Origin of the sequence: Prevotella veroralis DSM 19559 = JCM 6290, from assembly GCF_000377625.1 — a bacterium.
Taxonomy (GTDB): Bacteria; Bacteroidota; Bacteroidia; order Bacteroidales; family Bacteroidaceae; genus Prevotella; species Prevotella veroralis.
In genome coordinates, this window is sequence record NZ_KB898330.1 from 86,176 (window position 1) to 106,535 (window position 20,360).

The 20,360-nt window shown below is 42.4% G+C and carries 13 protein-coding genes and 1 tRNA gene; 8 read left to right on the forward strand and 6 right to left on the reverse strand.

Annotated elements, in window-relative coordinates:
• Positions 1-59 precede the first annotated feature (59 nt).
• The gene (locus D464_RS0106810) at positions 60-1,388 is read right to left on the reverse strand and encodes an SLC45 family MFS transporter (RefSeq protein ID WP_004382877.1); all 1,329 of its coding nucleotides are present in this window, start codon (positions 1,386-1,388) and stop codon (positions 60-62) included.
• Positions 1,389-1,458: 70 nt separating this feature from the next.
• Complete coding sequence (locus D464_RS0106815) at positions 1,459-2,484, reverse strand: LacI family DNA-binding transcriptional regulator (RefSeq protein WP_018910737.1); 1,026 nt, start codon at positions 2,482-2,484, stop codon at positions 1,459-1,461.
• 282 nt (positions 2,485-2,766) lie between these two features.
• Here D464_RS0106815 and D464_RS0106820 point away from each other — a divergent pair, with 282 nt between their 5' ends.
• The 4 genes from D464_RS0106820 to D464_RS0106835 all read left to right on the forward strand — a co-directional run bounded on the left by D464_RS0106820 (position 2,767) and on the right by D464_RS0106835 (position 9,868).
• Positions 2,767-5,835: a SusC/RagA family TonB-linked outer membrane protein gene (locus tag D464_RS0106820; protein WP_018910738.1), complete on the forward strand. Its 3,069-nt coding sequence runs from the start codon at positions 2,767-2,769 to the stop codon at positions 5,833-5,835.
• 21 nt (positions 5,836-5,856) lie between these two features.
• Complete coding sequence (locus D464_RS0106825; protein ID WP_018910739.1) at positions 5,857-7,491, forward strand: RagB/SusD family nutrient uptake outer membrane protein; 1,635 nt, start codon at positions 5,857-5,859, stop codon at positions 7,489-7,491.
• A 105-nt stretch (positions 7,492-7,596) separates the two neighbouring features.
• Entirely contained in the window at positions 7,597-8,778 is a 1,182-nt protein-coding gene (locus D464_RS0106830; RefSeq protein WP_024985753.1) for a SusE domain-containing protein, read from the forward strand.
• Positions 8,779-8,860: 82 nt separating this feature from the next.
• Entirely contained in the window at positions 8,861-9,868 is a 1,008-nt protein-coding gene (locus D464_RS0106835; protein ID WP_024985754.1) for a SusF/SusE family outer membrane protein, read from the forward strand.
• A 353-nt stretch (positions 9,869-10,221) separates the two neighbouring features.
• On the opposite strand, the gene D464_RS0106840 is transcribed toward D464_RS0106835, so the two are convergent.
• From D464_RS0106840 to D464_RS0106850, 3 genes are read right to left on the reverse strand one after another with little or no spacing between them, the layout of a single operon-like run.
• Complete coding sequence (locus D464_RS0106840) at positions 10,222-12,768, reverse strand: outer membrane beta-barrel family protein (protein WP_018910742.1); 2,547 nt, start codon at positions 12,766-12,768, stop codon at positions 10,222-10,224.
• Positions 12,769-12,772: 4 nt separating this feature from the next.
• Positions 12,773-13,465 carry a DUF4974 domain-containing protein gene (locus tag D464_RS0106845; protein ID WP_018910743.1) on the reverse strand — a complete coding sequence of 231 codons (693 nt, stop codon included), beginning with the start codon at positions 13,463-13,465 and terminating at the stop codon, positions 12,773-12,775.
• The gene (locus tag D464_RS0106850) at positions 13,462-13,956 is read right to left on the reverse strand and encodes a sigma-70 family RNA polymerase sigma factor (protein WP_018910744.1); all 495 of its coding nucleotides are present in this window, start codon (positions 13,954-13,956) and stop codon (positions 13,462-13,464) included. Before D464_RS0106850 ends, D464_RS0106845 begins: the two co-directional genes overlap by 4 nt.
• 558 nt (positions 13,957-14,514) lie before the next feature.
• Between D464_RS0106850 and D464_RS0106855 the strand changes: the two genes are divergently transcribed.
• Both D464_RS0106855 and D464_RS0106860 read left to right on the forward strand, forming a co-directional pair.
• The gene (locus tag D464_RS0106855; RefSeq protein ID WP_024985755.1) at positions 14,515-16,539 is read left to right on the forward strand and encodes an alpha-amylase family glycosyl hydrolase; all 2,025 of its coding nucleotides are present in this window, start codon (positions 14,515-14,517) and stop codon (positions 16,537-16,539) included.
• A 326-nt stretch (positions 16,540-16,865) separates the two neighbouring features.
• A complete protein-coding gene (locus D464_RS0106860; RefSeq protein WP_018910746.1) occupies positions 16,866-17,234 on the forward strand; it encodes a desulfoferrodoxin family protein in 369 nt (122 codons plus the stop codon).
• A 221-nt stretch (positions 17,235-17,455) separates the two neighbouring features.
• Here D464_RS0106860 and D464_RS0106865 read toward each other — a convergent pair.
• Positions 17,456-17,529 (reverse strand) — tRNA-Asn (locus tag D464_RS0106865).
• 186 nt (positions 17,530-17,715) lie between these two features.
• On the opposite strand from D464_RS0106865, the gene D464_RS0106870 reads away from it, so the two are divergent.
• Positions 17,716-19,419, forward strand: a complete 1,704-nt coding sequence (locus D464_RS0106870; protein WP_018910747.1) for a S41 family peptidase — start codon at positions 17,716-17,718, stop codon at positions 19,417-19,419.
• 473 nt (positions 19,420-19,892) lie between these two features.
• Positions 19,893-20,360: a ribosome assembly cofactor RimP gene (gene rimP / locus D464_RS0106875; protein ID WP_018910748.1), complete on the forward strand. Its 468-nt coding sequence runs from the start codon at positions 19,893-19,895 to the stop codon at positions 20,358-20,360.

Consider the following 20,360-nt stretch of genomic DNA (forward strand, 5'->3'; position numbering starts at 1 on the left):
GAATGCTTTCCGATACACCTTTTTGATTTAGAGAGAGTTATAAAAAAGTAATGTATTTGTTATTCACTTGCACGATGCTCTTTGATGACTGTCACCGAGAGAGCACCTAAGACTAAGGCAACTCCTGCTACAATCATCATGTGACTCTGCTCAGAGCCAACCATGTGAAGCAATAAGCCGCCCACTGCGGCAGCGATGATTTGAGGAATGCAGATCGTTCCGTTAAACAGACCTAAGTATGCGCCCATGTGTCCATAACCCTCCAGTGCGTTTGTAACAAAGGTGAATGGCATAGCAAGCATTGCTGCCCATGCACATCCAATGAGGATGAATGGGATGAACATAACGTACTGGTTGTGTATATAAGCAGCCATGACGAAACCGATACCACCGAGTATGAGCGATAAAGCATACGCCAATTTGCGGTTCTTGAATTGTGGGAGTACAGTTGCCCAAACGACTGATCCAATGGCTTGGATCGCGAAGAGGATGCCCACCCAATTACCTGCTTCCTGATAGCCAGCTGTTGTTGTGGCATCATGTGCAAGCATATCGACGTTCCAGCAGTTTGCTGCTACAGTGCCATTGGTGTATGTCCACATGTACATAAAGGCGAACCAACAGAAGAATTGAACCAATCCAACCTTCCAAAAGGTGGCTGGTGCGTTCTTTAATAAGGTTATCCAGCCCGCTTTCTGTTCGTTTTCTGGATTCTTCAAACTATGATATTCGGCATATTCCTCCGGTGGCATCTCCTTGACTTTGGCTGTTGTATAGATGACACAAAGGATGAGTATGGCTGCACCAATATAGAAGGAGTAGACAACGGAATCGGGGATTACACCCAAAGGAGCCTGATTTGAGATACCAAGGAATGTGAATAAGAAAGGGAAAACATAGCCAGCTATGGAGCCAGCGTTGCATAAGAAGGATTGAATAGAGTAGGCGAGTGTCTTTTGCTTCTCGTTTACCATGTCACCAACAAGCATCTTGAAAGGTTGCATTGCCATGTTGATACTTGTGTCAAGGAACATCAATGAGAGTAGACCAAAGACCATTGCAGTGGATACCGCCATACCCAATGAACCTGCATTAGGCAATAGACACATTACTAAGACGGCTACAGCTGCACCAATGAAGAGGTATGGAATGCGGCGTCCGAAGCGTGTCCATGTCTTGTCGGATAAGGTTCCAACGATGGGCTGAACGATGATTCCCATCAGAGGAGGGAGTATCCAAAAGTAGCTGAGCTTATGTGGATCAGCTCCAAGTGTAGCAAAGATACGAGAGATGTTAGCACTCTGAAGGGCGTAGGCAATCTGTACTCCAAAGAAACCGAAGCTCAGATTCCATAGCTGCCAGAAACTTAAATTAGGTTTTTGTTTCATTACTTATATTCTTTATTAAGCCTCCTTAATAGCTCCAAGGGAGTTTCCTGTAGAGGCAGACCTTGTTTTCTTATTTCGTAGTACCTCTTACTATTAACCTTGTACGTACCACCCTCTTCTCTATGCGGCTCTTGGGTATAACCCCTTCTACCTGATCAATGAGGATATTTGCAGCCTCTTCGCCTACACGCATACCGCGTTGTTCCACTGTTGTTAACATCGGATCGCAAGCAATGGCACGCTCTCCATTGGTAAAACCACAGATAGATATATCTTCTGGAATACGATACCCCATGCGTTTGCAAGAGTAGAGTATGCCAATGGCTGTATCATCATTGACAGCGAAGAAAGCATCAGGAGGATTGGATAAAGACATTACGTCAGGTGTTATAGACTCTGCATCAGCACGATTGTCACAAGTTCTTATCAAGTGTTCATCAGGCTTCATTCCATGCTTCAAGAGGGCATCTTTATAACCATTATATCGGTTTTTTCCAATCTCCATGGTTAGCGATGTCCCATAATAAGCAATGTGTTTACAACCTGTATCTATAAGGTGTGACACGGCAGCGTATGCCCCCATGTAATCGTCAACGACAACTCTACTGGCATTGACACCCGTGCAGATGCGATCGAAGAAGACGAGAGGTAGACCTTGGCTGATGAGCTTTTGGAAGTGATCATACTTCAATGTGTTCTTCGCTTGAGACACGATAATACCGCAAACCTTATTCTCGTGGAAGGCTTTACATATCCTTACCTCGTTCTCATACTTCTCTTTACTTTGTGCAACCATCAATTGGTAACCTCTTGCAGAGGCTTCCTCTTCGATGCCGGAAAGGATAGATGAGAAATAGAAGTGGGATAATTGAGGGATAATAACACCTATTATCTTTAGTGGTTGAACCTTGCTTTTGCGCAAGCTCTCGGCTATGATGTTTGGAAAAAAGTTGTGTTCGCGAGCATAAGCCTTAATCTCTTCGCGCTTCTCAGCCGATATCCTTGGGCTGTCTTTGAGGGCGCGAGAGACAGTAGCAACCGATACTCCTAAGTCTCGGGCTATATCTTTCATTGTTATGCTGGGCAGATTGTTCATCTGAATTAATAGATGTTCTTGATCCTTATAGATTTACTTCTGTAGCGCAAATATACATATTTTTCACAATTCCTTTGACCTATATCAATTTATTTATAGCCTTTTTATGTGCGCAAACGTTTGCGCAGTTTAAATAACATATTTAATACCCAAAAAGTGTGAAAGTCGTCTTTCTCGTTTAACTTTGCACTTACTAAATCTTCAGAATCGGCTATTAACCGACCTTGATGACGCTGAACATATATACTTTAATCAATTTATAACACTTTAATTAACAAAAAGATGAAGCAGGTAAAATGCAAGTTTCCTGTTAAGGTAATGGGGCTCTTCGCTGGTCTCTGCCTTTCAGTTAGTGCTTTTGCACAGTCTACTACTGTCACAGGACAGGTGAAAGATGCTTCAGGTGAGCCTGTTATTGGTGCCTCTGTTCTTATTAATGGAACTACAAATGGTACTGTAACGGATCTTGATGGTAACTTCTCTGTCAATGTGCAACCTGGTGCTACACTTACAATCTCTTACATTGGTTATCAAAAGCAGCAGGTTGCTGCATCCAATGGAATGGTCATTACATTGAAAGATGACCAAGCTCAACAGATGAATGAGGTAGTTGTTATTGGTTATGGTGCCGTTAAGAAGAGCGACTTAACGGGTTCTGTAACAGCTCTGAAGCCTGATGGCAAGAATAAAGGACTTGTTGTCAATGCGCAGGATATGCTCTCTGGTAAGGTTGCCGGTGTGAGTGTCACGAATGATGGTGGTACTCCTGGTGGTGGTTCAACCATTCGTATTCGTGGTGGTTCGTCTTTGAATGCATCTAACAATCCGTTGATTGTCATTGATGGTGTGGCTATGGACCAGACAGGTATTAAAGGTGTATCAAACCCATTGTCACTTGTTAACCCACAAGACATTGAATCATTTAACGTCTTGAAAGACGCTTCCGCTACTGCTATCTATGGTTCTCGTGGTTCGAATGGTGTTATCATCATTACGACAAAGAAAGGTCGTCGTGGAACACAGATATCTTATAATGGTAGCTTTACTGTTAGTACGAATTCAAAGAACTTAGACGTTTTGTCGGCTGATGAATATCGTAAACTTATAACAGAGAAGTTCGGTACGGCATTGTACACACTGGACTCTAATGGTAACAAAGTTCCTACTGCTTATGCTCGTTTGGGTAAGGCAAATACTAACTGGCAAGACGAGATCTTCCGTACAGCATTTAGTCATGATCATAACGTAGCAGTGTCTGGTCAGGCTGCAAACTGGTTACCTTATCGTGTTAGTGCAGGCTATACAAACCAGCAGGGAATCATTAAGACCTCTAACTTCGAGCGTTTCACTGGTGCTTTCACATTGAGTCCTTCTCTCTTGAATGACCATTTGAAGTTGACGTTGAATGCAAAAGGTATGTGGACAAAGAACCGCTATGCTGATGGTGAAGCGATAAAGGCTGCACGTCAGTTCGACCCTACACAGCCTGTTCGTGCAACTGGATTTGATAACTTCGGAGGTTATTATCAGTGGTTGGACGATGGTACTGCGCTCAATGACCCTACTTGGCCACAGACTTACTACTCATTGGCTACTAAGAATCCAGTGTCTATCCTCAATTTAAGGAACGAACGCGCCATTAGTCGCGACTTCTTAGGTAGTGCTGATGTAGACTATAAGGTACATGGTTTTGAAGACCTCCGTTTACACGTTACTGCTGGTATTGATATTGCCAAAGGACGTCAGACAAAAGATATTGATCCTGCTTCTCCACAGGCTATTTACTATGGTTCACATGGTTGGGAATCACAGTTGAAGCGCAATATGCAGCTTTCTGCTTATGCTCAATATTATCATGACTTTAACGACAAGGCTAAGAATCACTTTGATATCATGGCTGGTTATGAGTGGGCACACTTCTGGCATAATACGCACAACTCATATTGGAGCTTCTATCCAAAGACTAATAACGATGCAACACTTGCCGGTAAAGAGCGCAATCGTACGAAGTATGACTTCGCAACAGAGAACTACCTCGTATCTTTCTTCGGTCGTGCTAACTGGTCGTTGATGGATGGTCGCTACATGGTAACAGCTACTGTTCGTGATGATGGTTCGTCTCGTTTCAAAGATCACTGGGCTGTATTCCCATCATTCGCATTTGCTTGGCGTATGAATGAAGAGAATATGTTGAAGCAGATTGATTGGTTATCTGACTTGAAGTTGCGCCTTAGCTGGGGTATGACAGGTCAGCAAGAAGGTATCGGAGATTATAACTACTTCGCCGTTTATGAGATGAATACAGGTAACGATTCTTACTATCCTGTCTATGGTGATGGTACGTTAGCTCGACCAAAGGCATTCGATCCGAATCTGAAGTGGGAGACGACCACCTCTTATAATATAGGTCTAGATTGGGGTATCCTCAAGCAGCGTCTTAGCGGTACAGTTGATTGGTACTATCGTAAGACAAGTGACCTCCTTAACAGTGCAACTGTGTCTGCTGGATCTAACTTCCGCAATCAGGTTATGAGCAACATCGGCTCTATGTTTAACACAGGTGTTGAAGCAAGTATCCACTGGTTAGCCGTTAATACCAAGCTATTCAACTGGACAATGGATTACAACCTCACCTATAATTATAATAAGATCACTAATCTTAACGGTGGCAATGATGCGAACTACTTCGTTCCAACAGGTGGTATCTCTGCTGGTACAGGTGGTAACATTCAGGCACAGCATGTAGGTAACGCTGTCAACTCCTTCCATGTATTCCAACAGGTATATGATAAGAATGGAAAGCCATTAGAGGGTGTAGTTGTAGACCGCAACGGTGATGGTAAGATCACAGATGCTGATAAGTACTATTATAAGGCACCTGCTGCTCCTGTAACAATGGGCTTTGCTTCTCGCTTTGAGTATCGTAATTGGGATCTCGGTTTCGCACTCCGTGCAAGTCTTGGTAACTATGTTTACAATGATGCTTTCGCAAGTGTTGCAAACATGTCAAACTCTGAGTTGTATTCAAAGAGTAAGTTTCTTGTAAACCGTCCATCGGATGTCTTGGCTGATAACTGGCTCACAACAGAGACAAAGTCTATACAGACTGATTACTGGGTACGGAATGCTTCATTCCTAAAGATGGATAATATTACCCTTGGTTACAGCTTCGCTAACCTTCTCAAGCAGGGTAATTGGAATGGTATCTCCGGTCGTGTTTACGGTACAGTGAACAATGTCTTCTGTCTTACTAAGTATAAGGGACTTGATCCAGAGGTGTTTAATGGTATTGACAATAACCTCTATCCGCGTCCAATATCATTCATCTTGGGTCTGAATTTAAACTTCTAATCCATTTAAAGAGTAGTTACAATGAATACAAACATTAAATATATATTCTCTGCAGCAGCCTTTATGCTGTCTGTAGGACTTACCTCTTGTACAGGTGATTTGGATGTTAATCCAATTGATCCAAACCTAAAGACAAAGGTTAATACAAAGGCTGAAAGCGCCTTAAACAAGTGTTATGCTACTATCGCAATGGCTGGTAATGGAGGAGCTAATGGTGATTGTGATGTCGATGGTATAGATGGTGGTACGAGTGGTTACGTTCGTCAGTTGTTCAATACACAGGAACTTACAACGGATGAAGCCATCTGTGCTTGGGGTGGTGATGAGGGTATTCTCAACTTCAACTTCAATACTTACGATGCTTCACATCCTATGTTGAAAGGTTTCTATAACCGTCTTTACGCAGGCATTACTTACTGTAATCAGTATCTTGCCGACTATGGCGACTATAACGAAACGATGTCTGCTGAGGCTCGATTCCTCCGTGCTTTGAACTATTATTACCTATTGGATGAGTTCGGTAACGTGCCATTTACGACAGCAATATCGTCTAGTAATCCTGTTCGTATCAAACGTGCTGATCTTTACAAGTGGCTTATTGACGAATTAAAGACCAATGTTGAGCCTAAATTGAGCGCGCCTCAACCAAAGACATCATCTACTGCTGGCTATGGTCGTGTTGATAAGGCAGCTGCGTGGATGCTCTTGGCTCGTCTCTACATGAATGCTGAGGTATATACAGGTACAGCTGACTGGGCTAATGCTAAGCTATATGCAAAGAAGGTCATCGACTCTCCTTACAAGCTCTACACAACTAAGAAAGGACAGTGGAGTGCCTATCAACAGCTCTTCATGGGCGATAATGGCGAGAATGGAGCATCTGTTGAGGCTATCTTCCCAATCCTCCAAGATGGTAAGACAACTACCTCTTACGGTACAACGCTTTACCTCATGGCTGGCTCAAACGACAACAGCGAGCACATAAAGGATGCCACAACAAAGGGCAACAACACAACTGCAGGATGGGGTGGTAACCGTATGCGCCATGACTTAGTGCTGAAGTTCTTCCCTAATGATGACGCTCCTAATATTGGTGCATACGCTATGCCTGCTGCTGCCGATGATGATCGTGCGCTCTTCGATGGTGATGGTAGAAACGTAGATAATGGTAATAATGAAACTGATGTGAAAGTGTTTACCAACGGATTTGCCGTTTGTAAGTTCACTAACTTTAAGACGGATGGTTCTGCCGGACATGACTCTAATTTCCCTGATACCGACTTCTTCCTCATGCGTGCTGCTGAAGCTTATCTGATATATGCCGAGGCTGATGCCCGTATGAACGGTGGAACGACAACAACCGATGGTACACAATACATCAACGCACTACGTAGTCGTGCGCACGCTACCACTCACACCGCTTATTCTCTGCGTCAGATCTGTGACGAATGGAGCCGTGAGTTCTACTTCGAGGGTCTCCGTCGCACAACACTCATACGTTTCGGTTACTTTGGAGGTGACGTTAACTATAACTGGAGTTGGAAGGGCGGCGTAAAGAACGGTCGTAACTTTGATGCTCACCTCAATCTCTTCCCAATTCCTTCATCTGACTTGACAGCTAACGGAAATCTTGTTCAGAACCAAGGATATAATTAAAGTGTATGCCAATACTTAGCTGATGGTGCACACCAGAGGCTAAGTATTGGATAGAAAGAAGATTGAACTATCGAATAGAACATAAATGATTAAATGATAATTAATATGAAATCAATAATAAAGTCATCATTGTTATTGTGTGCAGGTGTAGCATTGTTCTCTGCTTGTGACAAGGACTTGGATCATAATCCAACCCTTCAAACACCAAAGACATTTAAGCTGAATACTCCTGCTTACGCTGCACAGACAGTTGACCTAAAGGTTGCTGATAAGTTGAACTTCACTTGGTCACAGCCAGAATACGGTGCTCCAATAGCAGCCGAGTATGGTATGCAATTCTCAACTACCAATAAGTGGACTAAATCAGTCGATAAGGTGGTTGATATGGATACTGAACGTGGCGACTACGCGCCTGTTGGTACACCAACAGGAACATGTAGCACGTCGGTTAGCGCAGCCGACCTTGCGACCGCAATAGAGAAGATGGAGCGTTATGAAGAGGGTCATGTGCCAGCAAGCCAAGACCTCTATGCGCGCGTTTACTCAATTGTTAAGGGTGATACCATCTATTCAAATGCCGTTAAGGTTAGCGTTACTCCTTATTATGTTGAGCTATCTGATGCTCCTGTTGAGACCTGGTATCTCGTTGGTGGTAACTTCGGTGATGGCTCTTGGGGCAATAGTCAGGTTGTACCTTTGCTCCCACAGGAAGGTCAGGAGTATGACAAGAAGACTGGTAAGGGCGTTATCTCTTGGACTGGTTACCTGTCAACAGCAGGCTTCAAGTTGAAGAAGAACCCTGCAAATTGGGATGATGGTCAGGTTGGTCAGGGCGCAAGCTTTGGTGATTTCAAATATAACGATGGCGGCTCATCAGATATTAAAGTACCAACAGCAGGCTACTATACGATTACATTCGATACAAAGAATCCTAAGTTGAAGATTGTACCTTACACTGGTGCAGCACCTACTGTCTATACTTCAATGGCATTGCCTGGCAAGCACGATGGATGGACTGTTGCTGGTGGTACACCAATGACTGCAGAGACTTCTGTTGTTGAGAACCACGATTGGAAGGCTACTGTGACATTCACTGAGAAGTCAACAGGTGCTGATGGTGAGGGTTGTAAGTTTGCTGCTAATGGTACTTGGGATGTGAATTGGGGTGCTGAAAACTTCCCATACGGCGTTGCTACTAAGGGTGGTAAGAATGTTCGTAACTTGAAGGGAACGTACACTGTTTACTTCAACGACATCACTGGTCAGTATTCTTTCGTAAAACAATAATAAATAAAAGATACCTTTTAGTGGGTGTGTGCCAATGGGCATAGCCTTGGGGCGCACCCTCTACTTAATAACAAGAATCGATATGAAGAAGATATTAATCTTAGCAAGTGTCGCACTGCTCCTTGCTTCTTGTGGTAGCAATGAATATGAAGAGTGGACTAAGCCACAGTATAGTCCAGAGGAGACGGCCAGTTCTGTGAAGTTCACAGTAGCCGAAGCACCCGCAATCGACTTTAATACTGTGACAGCCGACTCTGTTCTGCTCTTTACTCCATCAGTGGTTTCAACTGATGCCGTAGCTGCACAAACCTTGACTGCCGTACTTTCTAATAACAACAAGACGGCAACCTTAAATGTTAGCAATGCAGGAAAGGTAAAGAGTTCAGAACTTGTTTCTGCCATAGAGACCCTTTATGGTAAGAATGGCGATCAGCATGAAGTAGCCATAGCCGTAACCAATAAGATTAAATTACAGCGTGGCGAGGGCTATAGTCTGTCGCAGAATGTAAAGGCAAAGGTCACTTGCGTTGCTCCTGCTTTCACCCAGTATCTCTATATGTCGGGCGATGCTAATGGTTGGTCATTCAGCAATCCGCTCTATAGCCCAGCTGCCGATGGCAAGTACACAGGCTTTATGTATCTCAATCAGAACGGCTTTAAGTTTGCTACCCAACAGAATTGGGATGGTACTGACTATGGTCAGGATCTTGTAGAGAAGGGTGCTAACATCGTTATGACTGAGCCTGCTGGTTTCTATAAGGTAGACCTTGATTTGACCTCACAAACCATTACTTACACCGCAATCAATAGTGTTGGTATCATTGGTTCTGCCACTCCTAACGGTTGGAGCAGTGACCAAGCAATGACTTACAATGCGGCTCAAAAGTGTTGGGAACTTGATAACGTAACCCTGACAACAGGCGAGATGAAGTTCCGTGCGAATAGCGATTGGGTGTTAGACTGGGGCGGTTCATTGGATAACATCACCTTTAAGGGCGGTAATATCAATGTAACAGCTGGCAAGTACAACATCAAGTTGTATCTCTCTTGTGACAGCAAGTCACACTGCACCATGGAGCTTGTTCCATAGACGTTGAATACCTAATTATATATTTCGGGTGCGTTAGTTCTATCTTGACTAACGCACCTTTTTCATGCTCCTTGTGTGCATCTGCCCTCGTGATAAGTGTGTTTCATTCCTGTTTCATTCTATGAAACTCACCGTTTCAATACATGGAACGCATGGTTTCAATACATGGAACGCAGGGTTTCATCCTATGGAACGCATCGTCTCAGGCTCTGAAACGCACAGTCTCAAGCCTATGAAACATAGAGTTTCAAGTATGTGAGACACAGAGTATCATGCGCTGATACACACCGTCTCACGGCGTGAAAATCCCATTACCATACGCTGATAATGTCTATTATATGAGTTCTGCTTGGCTACAATCTGGACTTCTCTGCATTGCCAGCACCCGTACCTTTGTATTTGCTTCGCTTAGCATTAAAGTTGTAAGTGACGGTCAGTGAGACAGCGCGGGAGTAGTTGTAGCAATCTTTGTCTAATGTTGTTCCATAGCCATGAAGCGTCCATCGCTCACGTTCGGACTTGAAGATATCGTCAGCCGAGATTGTGAATATGAGTTTTTCGTTGCAGAATGACTTGCGAAGAAATATATTGGTCTTTGCGAATCCATTGATTGTTTGGAATCCATCGTACAGCTTCGTGCGTGCTCTGAAGTATATGCTTGCTATGAAAGACTTACTGAAAGCAAACGTGTTGTTTAATGAGAAGATGAAACAAGGGCTGTTCTTCACTAATGTTCCATCGTCTGATGGTGCGTGGAAACACTGCTGCATGTAATGAAACTGTGCTGTTGGATGATATAACCCGAACTTAGGAGAAGCTGAGATACTTGCATAAAGGTTCTCAGAATGGTCGTAGTTGTAGGTTGAAGAGAATGAGATAGCCTGATTATTGTATAGTTTATGAGTCCAGAACATCACGTCTTTGTAGTATTTATAGCCTATAGATAGACTCAACCAACGATATATCCCGTTTATTTCTACGTTGTGTATCTGTTCAGGATGCAGTTCCGGATTACCCCCTTCATAGGCATAACGATTGTTATACTGTATGAAGTTGCGCAGAGTACGGTAGCTTGGACGATGGATTTTGTTGCTATAATTGAGTTGAAAGCTCCACTTCTCGTGATTCCATGATAGTGAGAAGGAGGGAAAGAGATTGCTGTAATGTTTACTGGCATCGTCTTGTTTCACTCCAAAAGAGTAATAGTTGGAGGTTACATGCTCATATCTTAGTCCTGTGTTAAGTATGAAATTGCCGAAAGAATGGGTATATTCAGTGAATAGCGCATGATACCTTCCCTTGATATTGGTCTCTGATGCCGCTACAATCTGCTCTTTGTTATTGAAATCTCCACGTGAGTTTGTGCTGGAAAGTTCCGTTCCCCAGTATATATTTCCGCCCCATAACGGGTGACTAAGAACCAGTTTCCCTGCCCAGAGGTTGCTGTGTTGGTTACCCGTGGAGTGTACTTCACGATTAGGGAACTCGTTGGAGTGTTCCGATTGGGCGTGTCTTTCTTTTGTGCCTATACTCATGTAAGAAGCATTGAAGTCTATGCTAAGTTTTCCAAGCCGTCCCACATAATACAAGTCTGCCTGATGTCGAGCAGGAACACGCACTTCCACGTCTCCTTTCTGTGCTATTGTTCCTTCTAAAGTACCATTCTTATAGATGTTTTGGTTGTTATTTATAGACCCATCCATGTGATAGTCGGTGTAATAACGATAAGCTCCACCGATGGTATTGCTATCATTTACCAAGTAAGAAGCACCAATATTTTCGGAAAAGATATTATGGTTACCCTCGTATCTGATATGTTGTTGCGTCTCAATATCCTCTCTACTGGTATGTATTTGAGAGCAGAGATAATTCTTCTCTTGGTCTTTATAGTTCATCCAAGTGAGGTTATTGAAAAGCTCCCAGTGCTTAGTTCTATAGGTAAACTTGGTTGCCTCCGAACCTGTCCACTTCCCATTGTATTCTATCCGAGTATCATTGCGAAAGCTAAGACCGTTAGCTTGCCTGCGAATAGTCTTGATTCGGATGACAGACTGTACTTGTGCATCGTATTGCGCACCGGGACTTGTAATGACTTCTACACTCTTTATGTTGTCAGACTTTAGTTCCGTAAGTTCTTTCATATCGCTTATTCTGCGATTATTGAGGTATATAAGCGGTGTACCCTTGGCAAACACCTGCACATTATCACCATTGGTTGTGACACGAGGGAGCTGTCCTAAGACATCCATAGCTGTTCCTAATTTCGATAAAAGGGAATTTTCAACGTTGATACTCATCCCTCCACTGGTCTGTTTGTATAGTGGACGGGATGTTTTAATGGTCACTTCCTTCAGTTTTAAGGCATCGGGTTGAAGCTGAATGATACCTGCTTGCTCTGTTGAAAAGGTACGATAGACTGGTTTATAACCCACGTAACTAATGCGGGCGATGACCTTTGATGGCTCAAATGGTACTACGAAGACACCACTTTCATTGCTAACTCCACCTGATATAGCAGTGGAGTCGACAACAGACAATAGTAGAACATTAGCGTAAGGCACTGGCTGTCCGGTCTCATCAATGACCTTTCCTGTCAGATGTCGCCTTGTCTTGTGTGTACATTCCACCATGATAACGTCTCCGCGACGTGTCATTCGGATGGGATAGAAGCCTATGAGTTGTTCAATAGCATCTGGAACACTCTTGTTCCTGATGTTAGTAGTGATGCGGAAGTCCTCTAAGTCGTTGTAAATGAAGTTCACGGTGTATCGGTTTTGCAGGTGGTTTAACTCCTTCAACGCCTGCGCCATGGATACATTATTATATTGTCGACTGATACGTTGGGCTGATACTCCATGCGAGCTGATGAGGAGTAGCAGAATAATAAGATATCTTTCCATAGCTTTACTCTATTGTTAATGTGTTATCAGAATAGCTAACTTTTACGCGGTCAAAGGCATTCAGCAGTTCAATATTCTGTTGAAGACTACCCTGTCTATCCCATTTGAAGTAGAGACGGATGTGTGTTGATACTGGATTTAGCACTTTCACGTCGATATGATAATATGCTGCCATAGCATCAACGATGGTCTTCAAAGATGTATCCTCAAACACAATAGGTTGCAGAGGAATACTATCTGTCTTGTGAAGGAGTACTCGGTTAAGGCTGTCTGAAACTGCTTTGCGTTCTGCCTGCGCCTTCTTTATAGAGTCTGTAGCCGTTATATGAGGAGTTTTTGGGTGTGTTTCAACCTCCTCTTTACTACCAAAGAAAGGTAGAATACCCAACTGAACTGTAGCAGCAAACGCCAAGCCTGATATAAAGATGATACCGATAGTAGATGCCGCAATCCGCTTCCAGTTGCGTCTTTGTGGTATAGAATGTTCTATCGCAAAGCGTTCCCACTCGGCATTAACGTCTATGTCCTCATCCTCATGACGTTTCATAGCACGTTTAGTCATAGCCAGATAGGATGCAAACGAGCTTATCTCCTCATCTGCAAGCAGTGCTTCTATCTCTTTCGTGGTGTATTTCTCAGGATGATCCAGCATGTTGAGGAATATCCTTTGTTTCTCTTCTGATTGCTTGTTGTTCATTGTCTTGCTTGGTTAAGTTGCCTTTTAATGATGTTAATAGCCTCTGAAAGATGGTGATACACAGTTACTCTGCTCACGCCTAAGTCATCGGCAATGCGCTGAAAGGGTAGTCCTTGCACATGACGTAGGCGCAGAATCTGACGACGAATAGGCGGCTCTAAATGTTCAATGAGTAGCATTAGGCGGTCAAGTAGGGTTTCGTCATCTTCGGAGAGAATAGTCTCTGCATCATTCAAAAGTAGTTTTGAGGTCCTTTCTCGTATGTCTTTATGTGCAATAATATTCAGACAACGATTGCGAACAGCCCTTATCAAATAGCCTTCCTCCGTCTCTGGAAGCAGTATTATACCCTCTTCAAAGACCTTGGCAAACACGTCACTCACCACGTCTTTACATTCATCTTGATCGTAGAGAATCCCTTTTGCCACCCGATACATCGGTTGGTAATAACGCTTGAAAAGCCTTTCTATGTCAGTATTTTCATGTATCATACACTATTCTTACAGCTCAGAAGGTGGAAATGTAAAGCTTGACAATGATTTTTATTGTATTAGATTACAAAGATAACAATTATACTTTAATAAGCTGTTTACTATCAAGAAAAACGTTAAAGTACGCTATTTGTATGTCATAAAGACTTATCTTTCCTCTTCAATGATAGTCTCTTTCATTAGTGGTATATATTGTTTGTTTAAGTTTCAGTCTATGAAACTTATTATCTCAATAAATGGAACGTAGAGTTTCAGTATATGGAACGCAGGGTTTCAATACATGGAACGCACAGTCTCAATGCCTGAAACTCTCATTACTATGCACTGGTAGTGCTTGAAAGTGTATTATCTTGAATCAGAATGAGCGTATCGTAGGGTGGAGGAAAGGAAGACGTGGGGGTGTGATAGCCGTTAGTTGTGGTTGTGACCATACCCTGTTCGAAGTGCAAACGTTTGCATGAAAAAAAGAGTAAACCGTAAGCTGTATAGTAAGATAATGTGTTGTAAATCACTAACTTTGTGCTCATTGACAAGAATTAACTAAAAATTGAAATCTACATGAAACGTATTTTGACAAGTTTATGTGCCTCTTTATGTTGCATCTGTGCGATGGCACAAGGTTGGCCAAGCAGTTATGGCGGTGTGATGTTACAAGGTTTTTATTGGGATTCGTTTGATGATTCGCAGTGGACAGTGCTTGAAAAGAAAGCCGACGACCTATCGGGTTACTTCGACCTTGTATGGGTTCCGCAGAGTGGTAAGGCTGCTGGCTCGAAGTCGATGGGCTATGATCCGCTCTATTATTTCAATCAGAACTCATCGTTCGGTACGGAGGCAGAACTCAAGAGTATGATTCGTACCTTCAAAGAGAAGCATATTGGGACGATTGCCGATGTAGTGATTAATCATCACGGAACGAATAATGGATGGTTTGGATTCCCTGCCGAGACATATAAAGGAGTTACTTATCAGCACCAGTCTACTGATGTCTGCGCTAATGATGATCGCGAAAAAGCGGGCGAACAGGCTCGGAAAGAGGGCGTGCAGTTGAGTCGGAACAATGATGAAGGACAGGATTGGGATGGTATGCGCGACCTTGATCACAATAGTCAGAACGTACAAACGATTGTCAAAGCATACGAAGATTACTTGCTCAATGACCTTGGTTATGCTGGTTTCCGATATGATATGGTGAAGGGATTTGGCGCTTCTCATGTTGGTGATTATAATACTGCAGCAGGCGTGAAGTACTCTGTTGGCGAGTATTGGGACGGCAATGCGAATACGGTAAAGGCATGGATTGATGGTACGGGAAAGCGTAGTGCTGCTTTCGATTTCGCCTTCCGTTATTCCGTTCGTGATGCTATCAATAGTCAGAATTGGGCTGTATTAGGCAACAATTATACTACGGGGTTGAATGTTGATAATGGTGATTACAAGCGTTATTCAGTGACTTTCGTTGAAAACCATGATGTTGAGTATCGCTCTGCTTCAGAACAACAAGACCCTATCCGAAGGGATACGTTGGCTGCTAATGCCTATCTTTTAGCTATGCCAGGAACGCCTTGTGTGTTCTATAAACATTATCTTGCTTATCCAAAAGAGATAAAGGCTATGATTGACGCACGCAAGTTGGCAGGGATTACTAACGAGAGTGCGTATCAGATGTATCGCTCTTCAAAGGATTATTATGCCAATGTTGTGAAGGGAGAGAAGGGCGATTTGCTTGTCGTTGTGGGTAAAGGTGCGAACCAACTGGTTGTTCCTTCTTCACGTTATAAAAAGCTGTTGAGTGGTTATCACTATGCTTATTATCTTGCACGAGAGGCTGAATTGCCATGGGCGGATAAGGCTAATGGAAGTTATGAAAGTGAGAACTTGAAGGTTAAACTGGTGGCTGTTTCTGCTGATGATAACGCTCGATTGGTTTATACCTTAGATGGTTCAACACCGACGGTAGGTAGTCGGAAAGTGGCAAATGGTACTGAAATCACATTGCCTGAGGGGAAGACTATATTAAAGGTGGCAGTGTTGTCGAATGGTAAAGTAGGGGAGCAGGTGCTCACACGCACGTATATGGTGAAGCAGCCAGCGCCTTTCGTACCTCAAACTATCCGTGTTTACGTGAATACGGAGCAGGTGGGTTGGAACGATTATGTGAATATTCACTCTTGGGGTGGTACTCATGTCGGAACGTCTTGGCCGGGTGGTAAGGTGACAAATAAGGCTACAGTGAATGGCAAGACATGGTTCTGTAAGGAATACACACTCAATAAGGCGAATGATTATGTCAACTTTGTTTTTAACATAGGAACGGCTACAACGGCTGCTAATAGCCAGACCCTTGATATTGAACGAGTGAATAAAACCTCTTACTTTGTGGTTACAAGTACGAAAGAAGATGGAAAATATAAGGTGAATGATGTGACTTTTAGCGTGACAAAGATTGATAATGTACGTGGTAAAGAAGCACCAGCCAGCACCGATAACCATTATTACACCCTGTCTGGGCAACGCCTTTCTAAAGTGCCAACACAGGCTGGTATCTATATTCACAATGGTAAGAAGGTTATTATAAGATAGATAGATTAGGTTTTAGTTCATACTTTTAATTAATGTAGAAGTAATGGTTTTAGGTTTAAGTTTTTATGTTTGAATGGTTCAAAACAATATGTTTACTTAGATAACAAGTTTTGAATGACAATAAGCGAGGGCGTTCACAGTGGTGTTCGCCTTCCTTTCTTTTTATATTGTAAGTCGAATAGCACTTCTCTTATCCCTGCTTCTTTCTCCATTAGTCAGTACTAACTGTTAAATAATGTAAGGCTTGTAATATTTACAAAGGATAGTTTCTTTTCTTCCAACAAATACTCTTAAATTTGCATCCGAACATTAATTAATAATTTATTATGGCGACAAGAAACGATGTATATAAGTGCCCAGAGACGGGTAGTTTAGTAGAAGTATTGGTTGGTGGAGAGTGCGAGTTAGGTAACTTGCAACCAGTTAAAGAGAACACAACCGATGCTGCCACCGAGAAGCATGTACCAGTGGTTGAGAAGATCGAAGGCGGTTATCGTGTTACAGTTGGTGAGGTTGAGCACCCAATGACAGAGGCTCATTCCATCCAATGGATCGAATTGATTACCGAAAACAACGAAGTCCTCCGTAAGTATCTAACTCCAACAGACAAGCCTGTGGCAGTCTTCAAGACAGATGCTAAGGAGGTTTACGCACGTGAATATTGCAACCTTCATGGTCTTTGGAGATCAAAGTAAGTAAGAGCTTTAGCAGACATCAATAACTAAAGAGGGTACATAGACACCTTAATCAGGGTCTTATGTGCCCTCTCTCTTTATGGGCTATGGGTAAACTCGCTGTGTTATGGTGTTTAGGTAGGGGCTAATTCCCCTCTTTAAGAATAGTATGTGATTGTTAAGGCTTTGTTTTTAATAAACGAAAAAAGGAAGTTCTGTAATTGAGAACTTCCTTTTCTATGCGCTCCAGGATGGGCTTGAACCAACGACCCCCTGATTAACAGTCAGGTGCTCTAACCAACTGAGCTACTGAAGCAGTGCTTGTTTCTTGTAAGCGGTTGCAAAGGTAGTATGTTTATTTGTAACTACCAAATGTTTTGAGAAGATTTTTTAATTAAAGAGGAAAATCCTTTATTTTATCCTCGATATTATGTGTTTTCGATTATAATAATGTACTTTTGTTCCGTAGATAACCGCATAACTTACAAACAAAACATAAGTAATGAGAAAACTGTTTATAGTATTTAGTCTCTGTATTCTTACTTTCGGTGGTGCTGCGATGGCACAGAATAATACCGAAAAGGATCATAATTTTAAAGTAGCAAAGAATCTTGAGACCTTCTCCGCCATATATAAATACCTTGACTTGATGTATGTTGACACCCTCAATGCAGATGAGGTTGTAGGCAATGGTATTAATTATATGCTTCATTCGTTGGACCCTTATACGGTGTATTACCCTGCAGATAAGGTGAAAGATCTCGACTTGATGATATCAGGTAAGTATGCTGGTATCGGTGCAATAATACGTTATAACTTTGCTATAAAGAATACGATTATTGATCAGCCATACGAGAATATGCCTGCTGCAGAGGCTGGATTGAAGAAGGGCGATATTATTCTTGCTATCGGCGACTCGTCTATGGTGGGTAAAGATGTATCCTATGTTAGTAACAGGCTACGTGGTGATGCGGGCTCACGGTTCGTCCTCACGATAAAGAGACCATCAACGGGAAAGAAGATGAAGTTTAAGATTACGCGTCGTTCCATCCAATTACCAGCAGTGCCATACTATGGCTTGCAGGATAATGGTGTGGGCTATTTAAATCTCAACTCTTTCACAACTGATTGTTCAAAGGACGTTCGTCGCGCCTTTCTTGATATGAAAAAACAAGGTATGAAGTCGCTTGTCTTCGACCTTCGTAATAATGGTGGTGGAAGTCTGCAAGAGGCTATCAATATCGTAAACATGTTTGTTCCGAAGGGTATCACATTGGTGAAGACCGTTGGAAAGATGGAACGCGCGAATAAGGAATACAAGACAACTGTAGAGCCAATAGATACAGTTATGCCAATAGTTGTTTTAGTGAGTGATGAGACCGCAAGTGCCAGTGAGATTACAAGTGGCAGTTTACAAGACTTGGATCGGGCTGTTGTTCTCGGTACACGAACATACGGTAAGGGACTCGTTCAGGTATCAATGGATCTCCCTTATAATGCCAACTTAAAGTTGACAACCAGCAAGTATTACATCCCTAGTGGGCGTTGCATCCAAGCTATCAATTATAAGCACTCTAATGGTGGATACACCGAACATGTGCCTGACTCATTGACACATGTGTTCCACACAGCCAATGGACGAGAGGTTAGAGATGGTGGAGGTATTAAGCCAGATATCGAAGTACAACCTGACTCTCTACCTAATATTGCATTCTATCTCACCGCTTCTGGACGTGATTCAACCGAGGTTATGTTGAACTGGGAATTGAAGTATTTGAGAACACATCCTACAATAGCTCCAGCTAAGAGCTTCGTTATCTCTGATGTAGATTACGCTGACTTCAAACAGGCAGTACTAAAGAGTGGCTTCAAATATGACCGTGAAAGCAAGAAGTATTTAGAGGGTCTTGTGAAGCTCGCAAGGTTTGAAGGCTATTATGATGATGCTAAACCAGAATTCGATGCACTGGAGAAAAAGCTCAATCATAACATTGCTAAGGATCTTGATTACAACAAGCAAACCTTAAAACAGTTGTTGACAAGTGATCTTGTTGCTGCTTATTACTATCAGAGGGGGGCAATGGAAAATGGCTTGCAGTTCGACAAACAATGGAAAAAGGCAGTAGAGTTATTGAATGATCCAGCTGCATATAAGAGAGTGTTACAGCCTTTAGTTGATTCTAAAAAGACTACCGAGACAAAATAAGGAATAATCGTCATAGGCAATAGACGATAGTTTTAAAAAGATTGAAGATACTCTCTGATGTTATCAAGGAGTATCTTTTTTGTTATAGATAGGCGTTCTTATTCTTATAAAAGGGCGTTGGAAAGCTGAAAAATTAGTCTATTTTTATTTGATAAATAATGGATTTAATACTAATTTTTAGTCTATTTTCCTATTTTAAACAGCATCTTTTCAGAATTAGGTATATGTTCTTAAGAGGATTTGGAAGGCTTATCACAAAGATAATAAAGCGTGTGTTGGGAGGCAGGCGTATGGAGTTAGGCTTGTGTGATAGCGATGGTTGCCAATTACGTATATAATATGTATTAGAGCTACTTATACTTTAAGAAAATGCAGAAAACATTTGGCTTGTGTCGAATTTATTTGTAACTTTGCACACGTTCAGAGGAATGAGGGGCTTTCGATAGCTCCTCATTTTTCATATTAAAACGCTTATGATAGATAAAAACGTTGTAAAAAGTCTCGTTGACGAGTGGCTGGAAGGTAAGGAATACTTCCTGGTTGACATTCAAATAAGTCCTGATGACAAGATTGTTGTTGAAATTGATCATGCCGATGGGGTATGGATTGAGGATTGTGTAGAGCTGAGTAAGTATATAGAGGATCGCCTTTCACGTGATGAGGAAGACTATGAGTTAGAGGTAGGTTCTGCTGGTCTTGGTCAGCCATTCAAGGTTCCACAGCAGTATCAGAACTTCATTGGAAAGGAAGTTGAGGTGCTGGATAAGGACGGGAAGAAGGTTAAAGGCGTTTTGAAGAGCGTTGATGGCAATGATTTCGTCGTTGCTGTTAATGAGAAAGTACAAGTGGAAGGTAAGAAGCGTCCAGTGAAAATGGATGTAGACCATGCGTACAAGATGGATGAAGTAAAGTATACAAAATATATAATAAGTTTCAAGTAA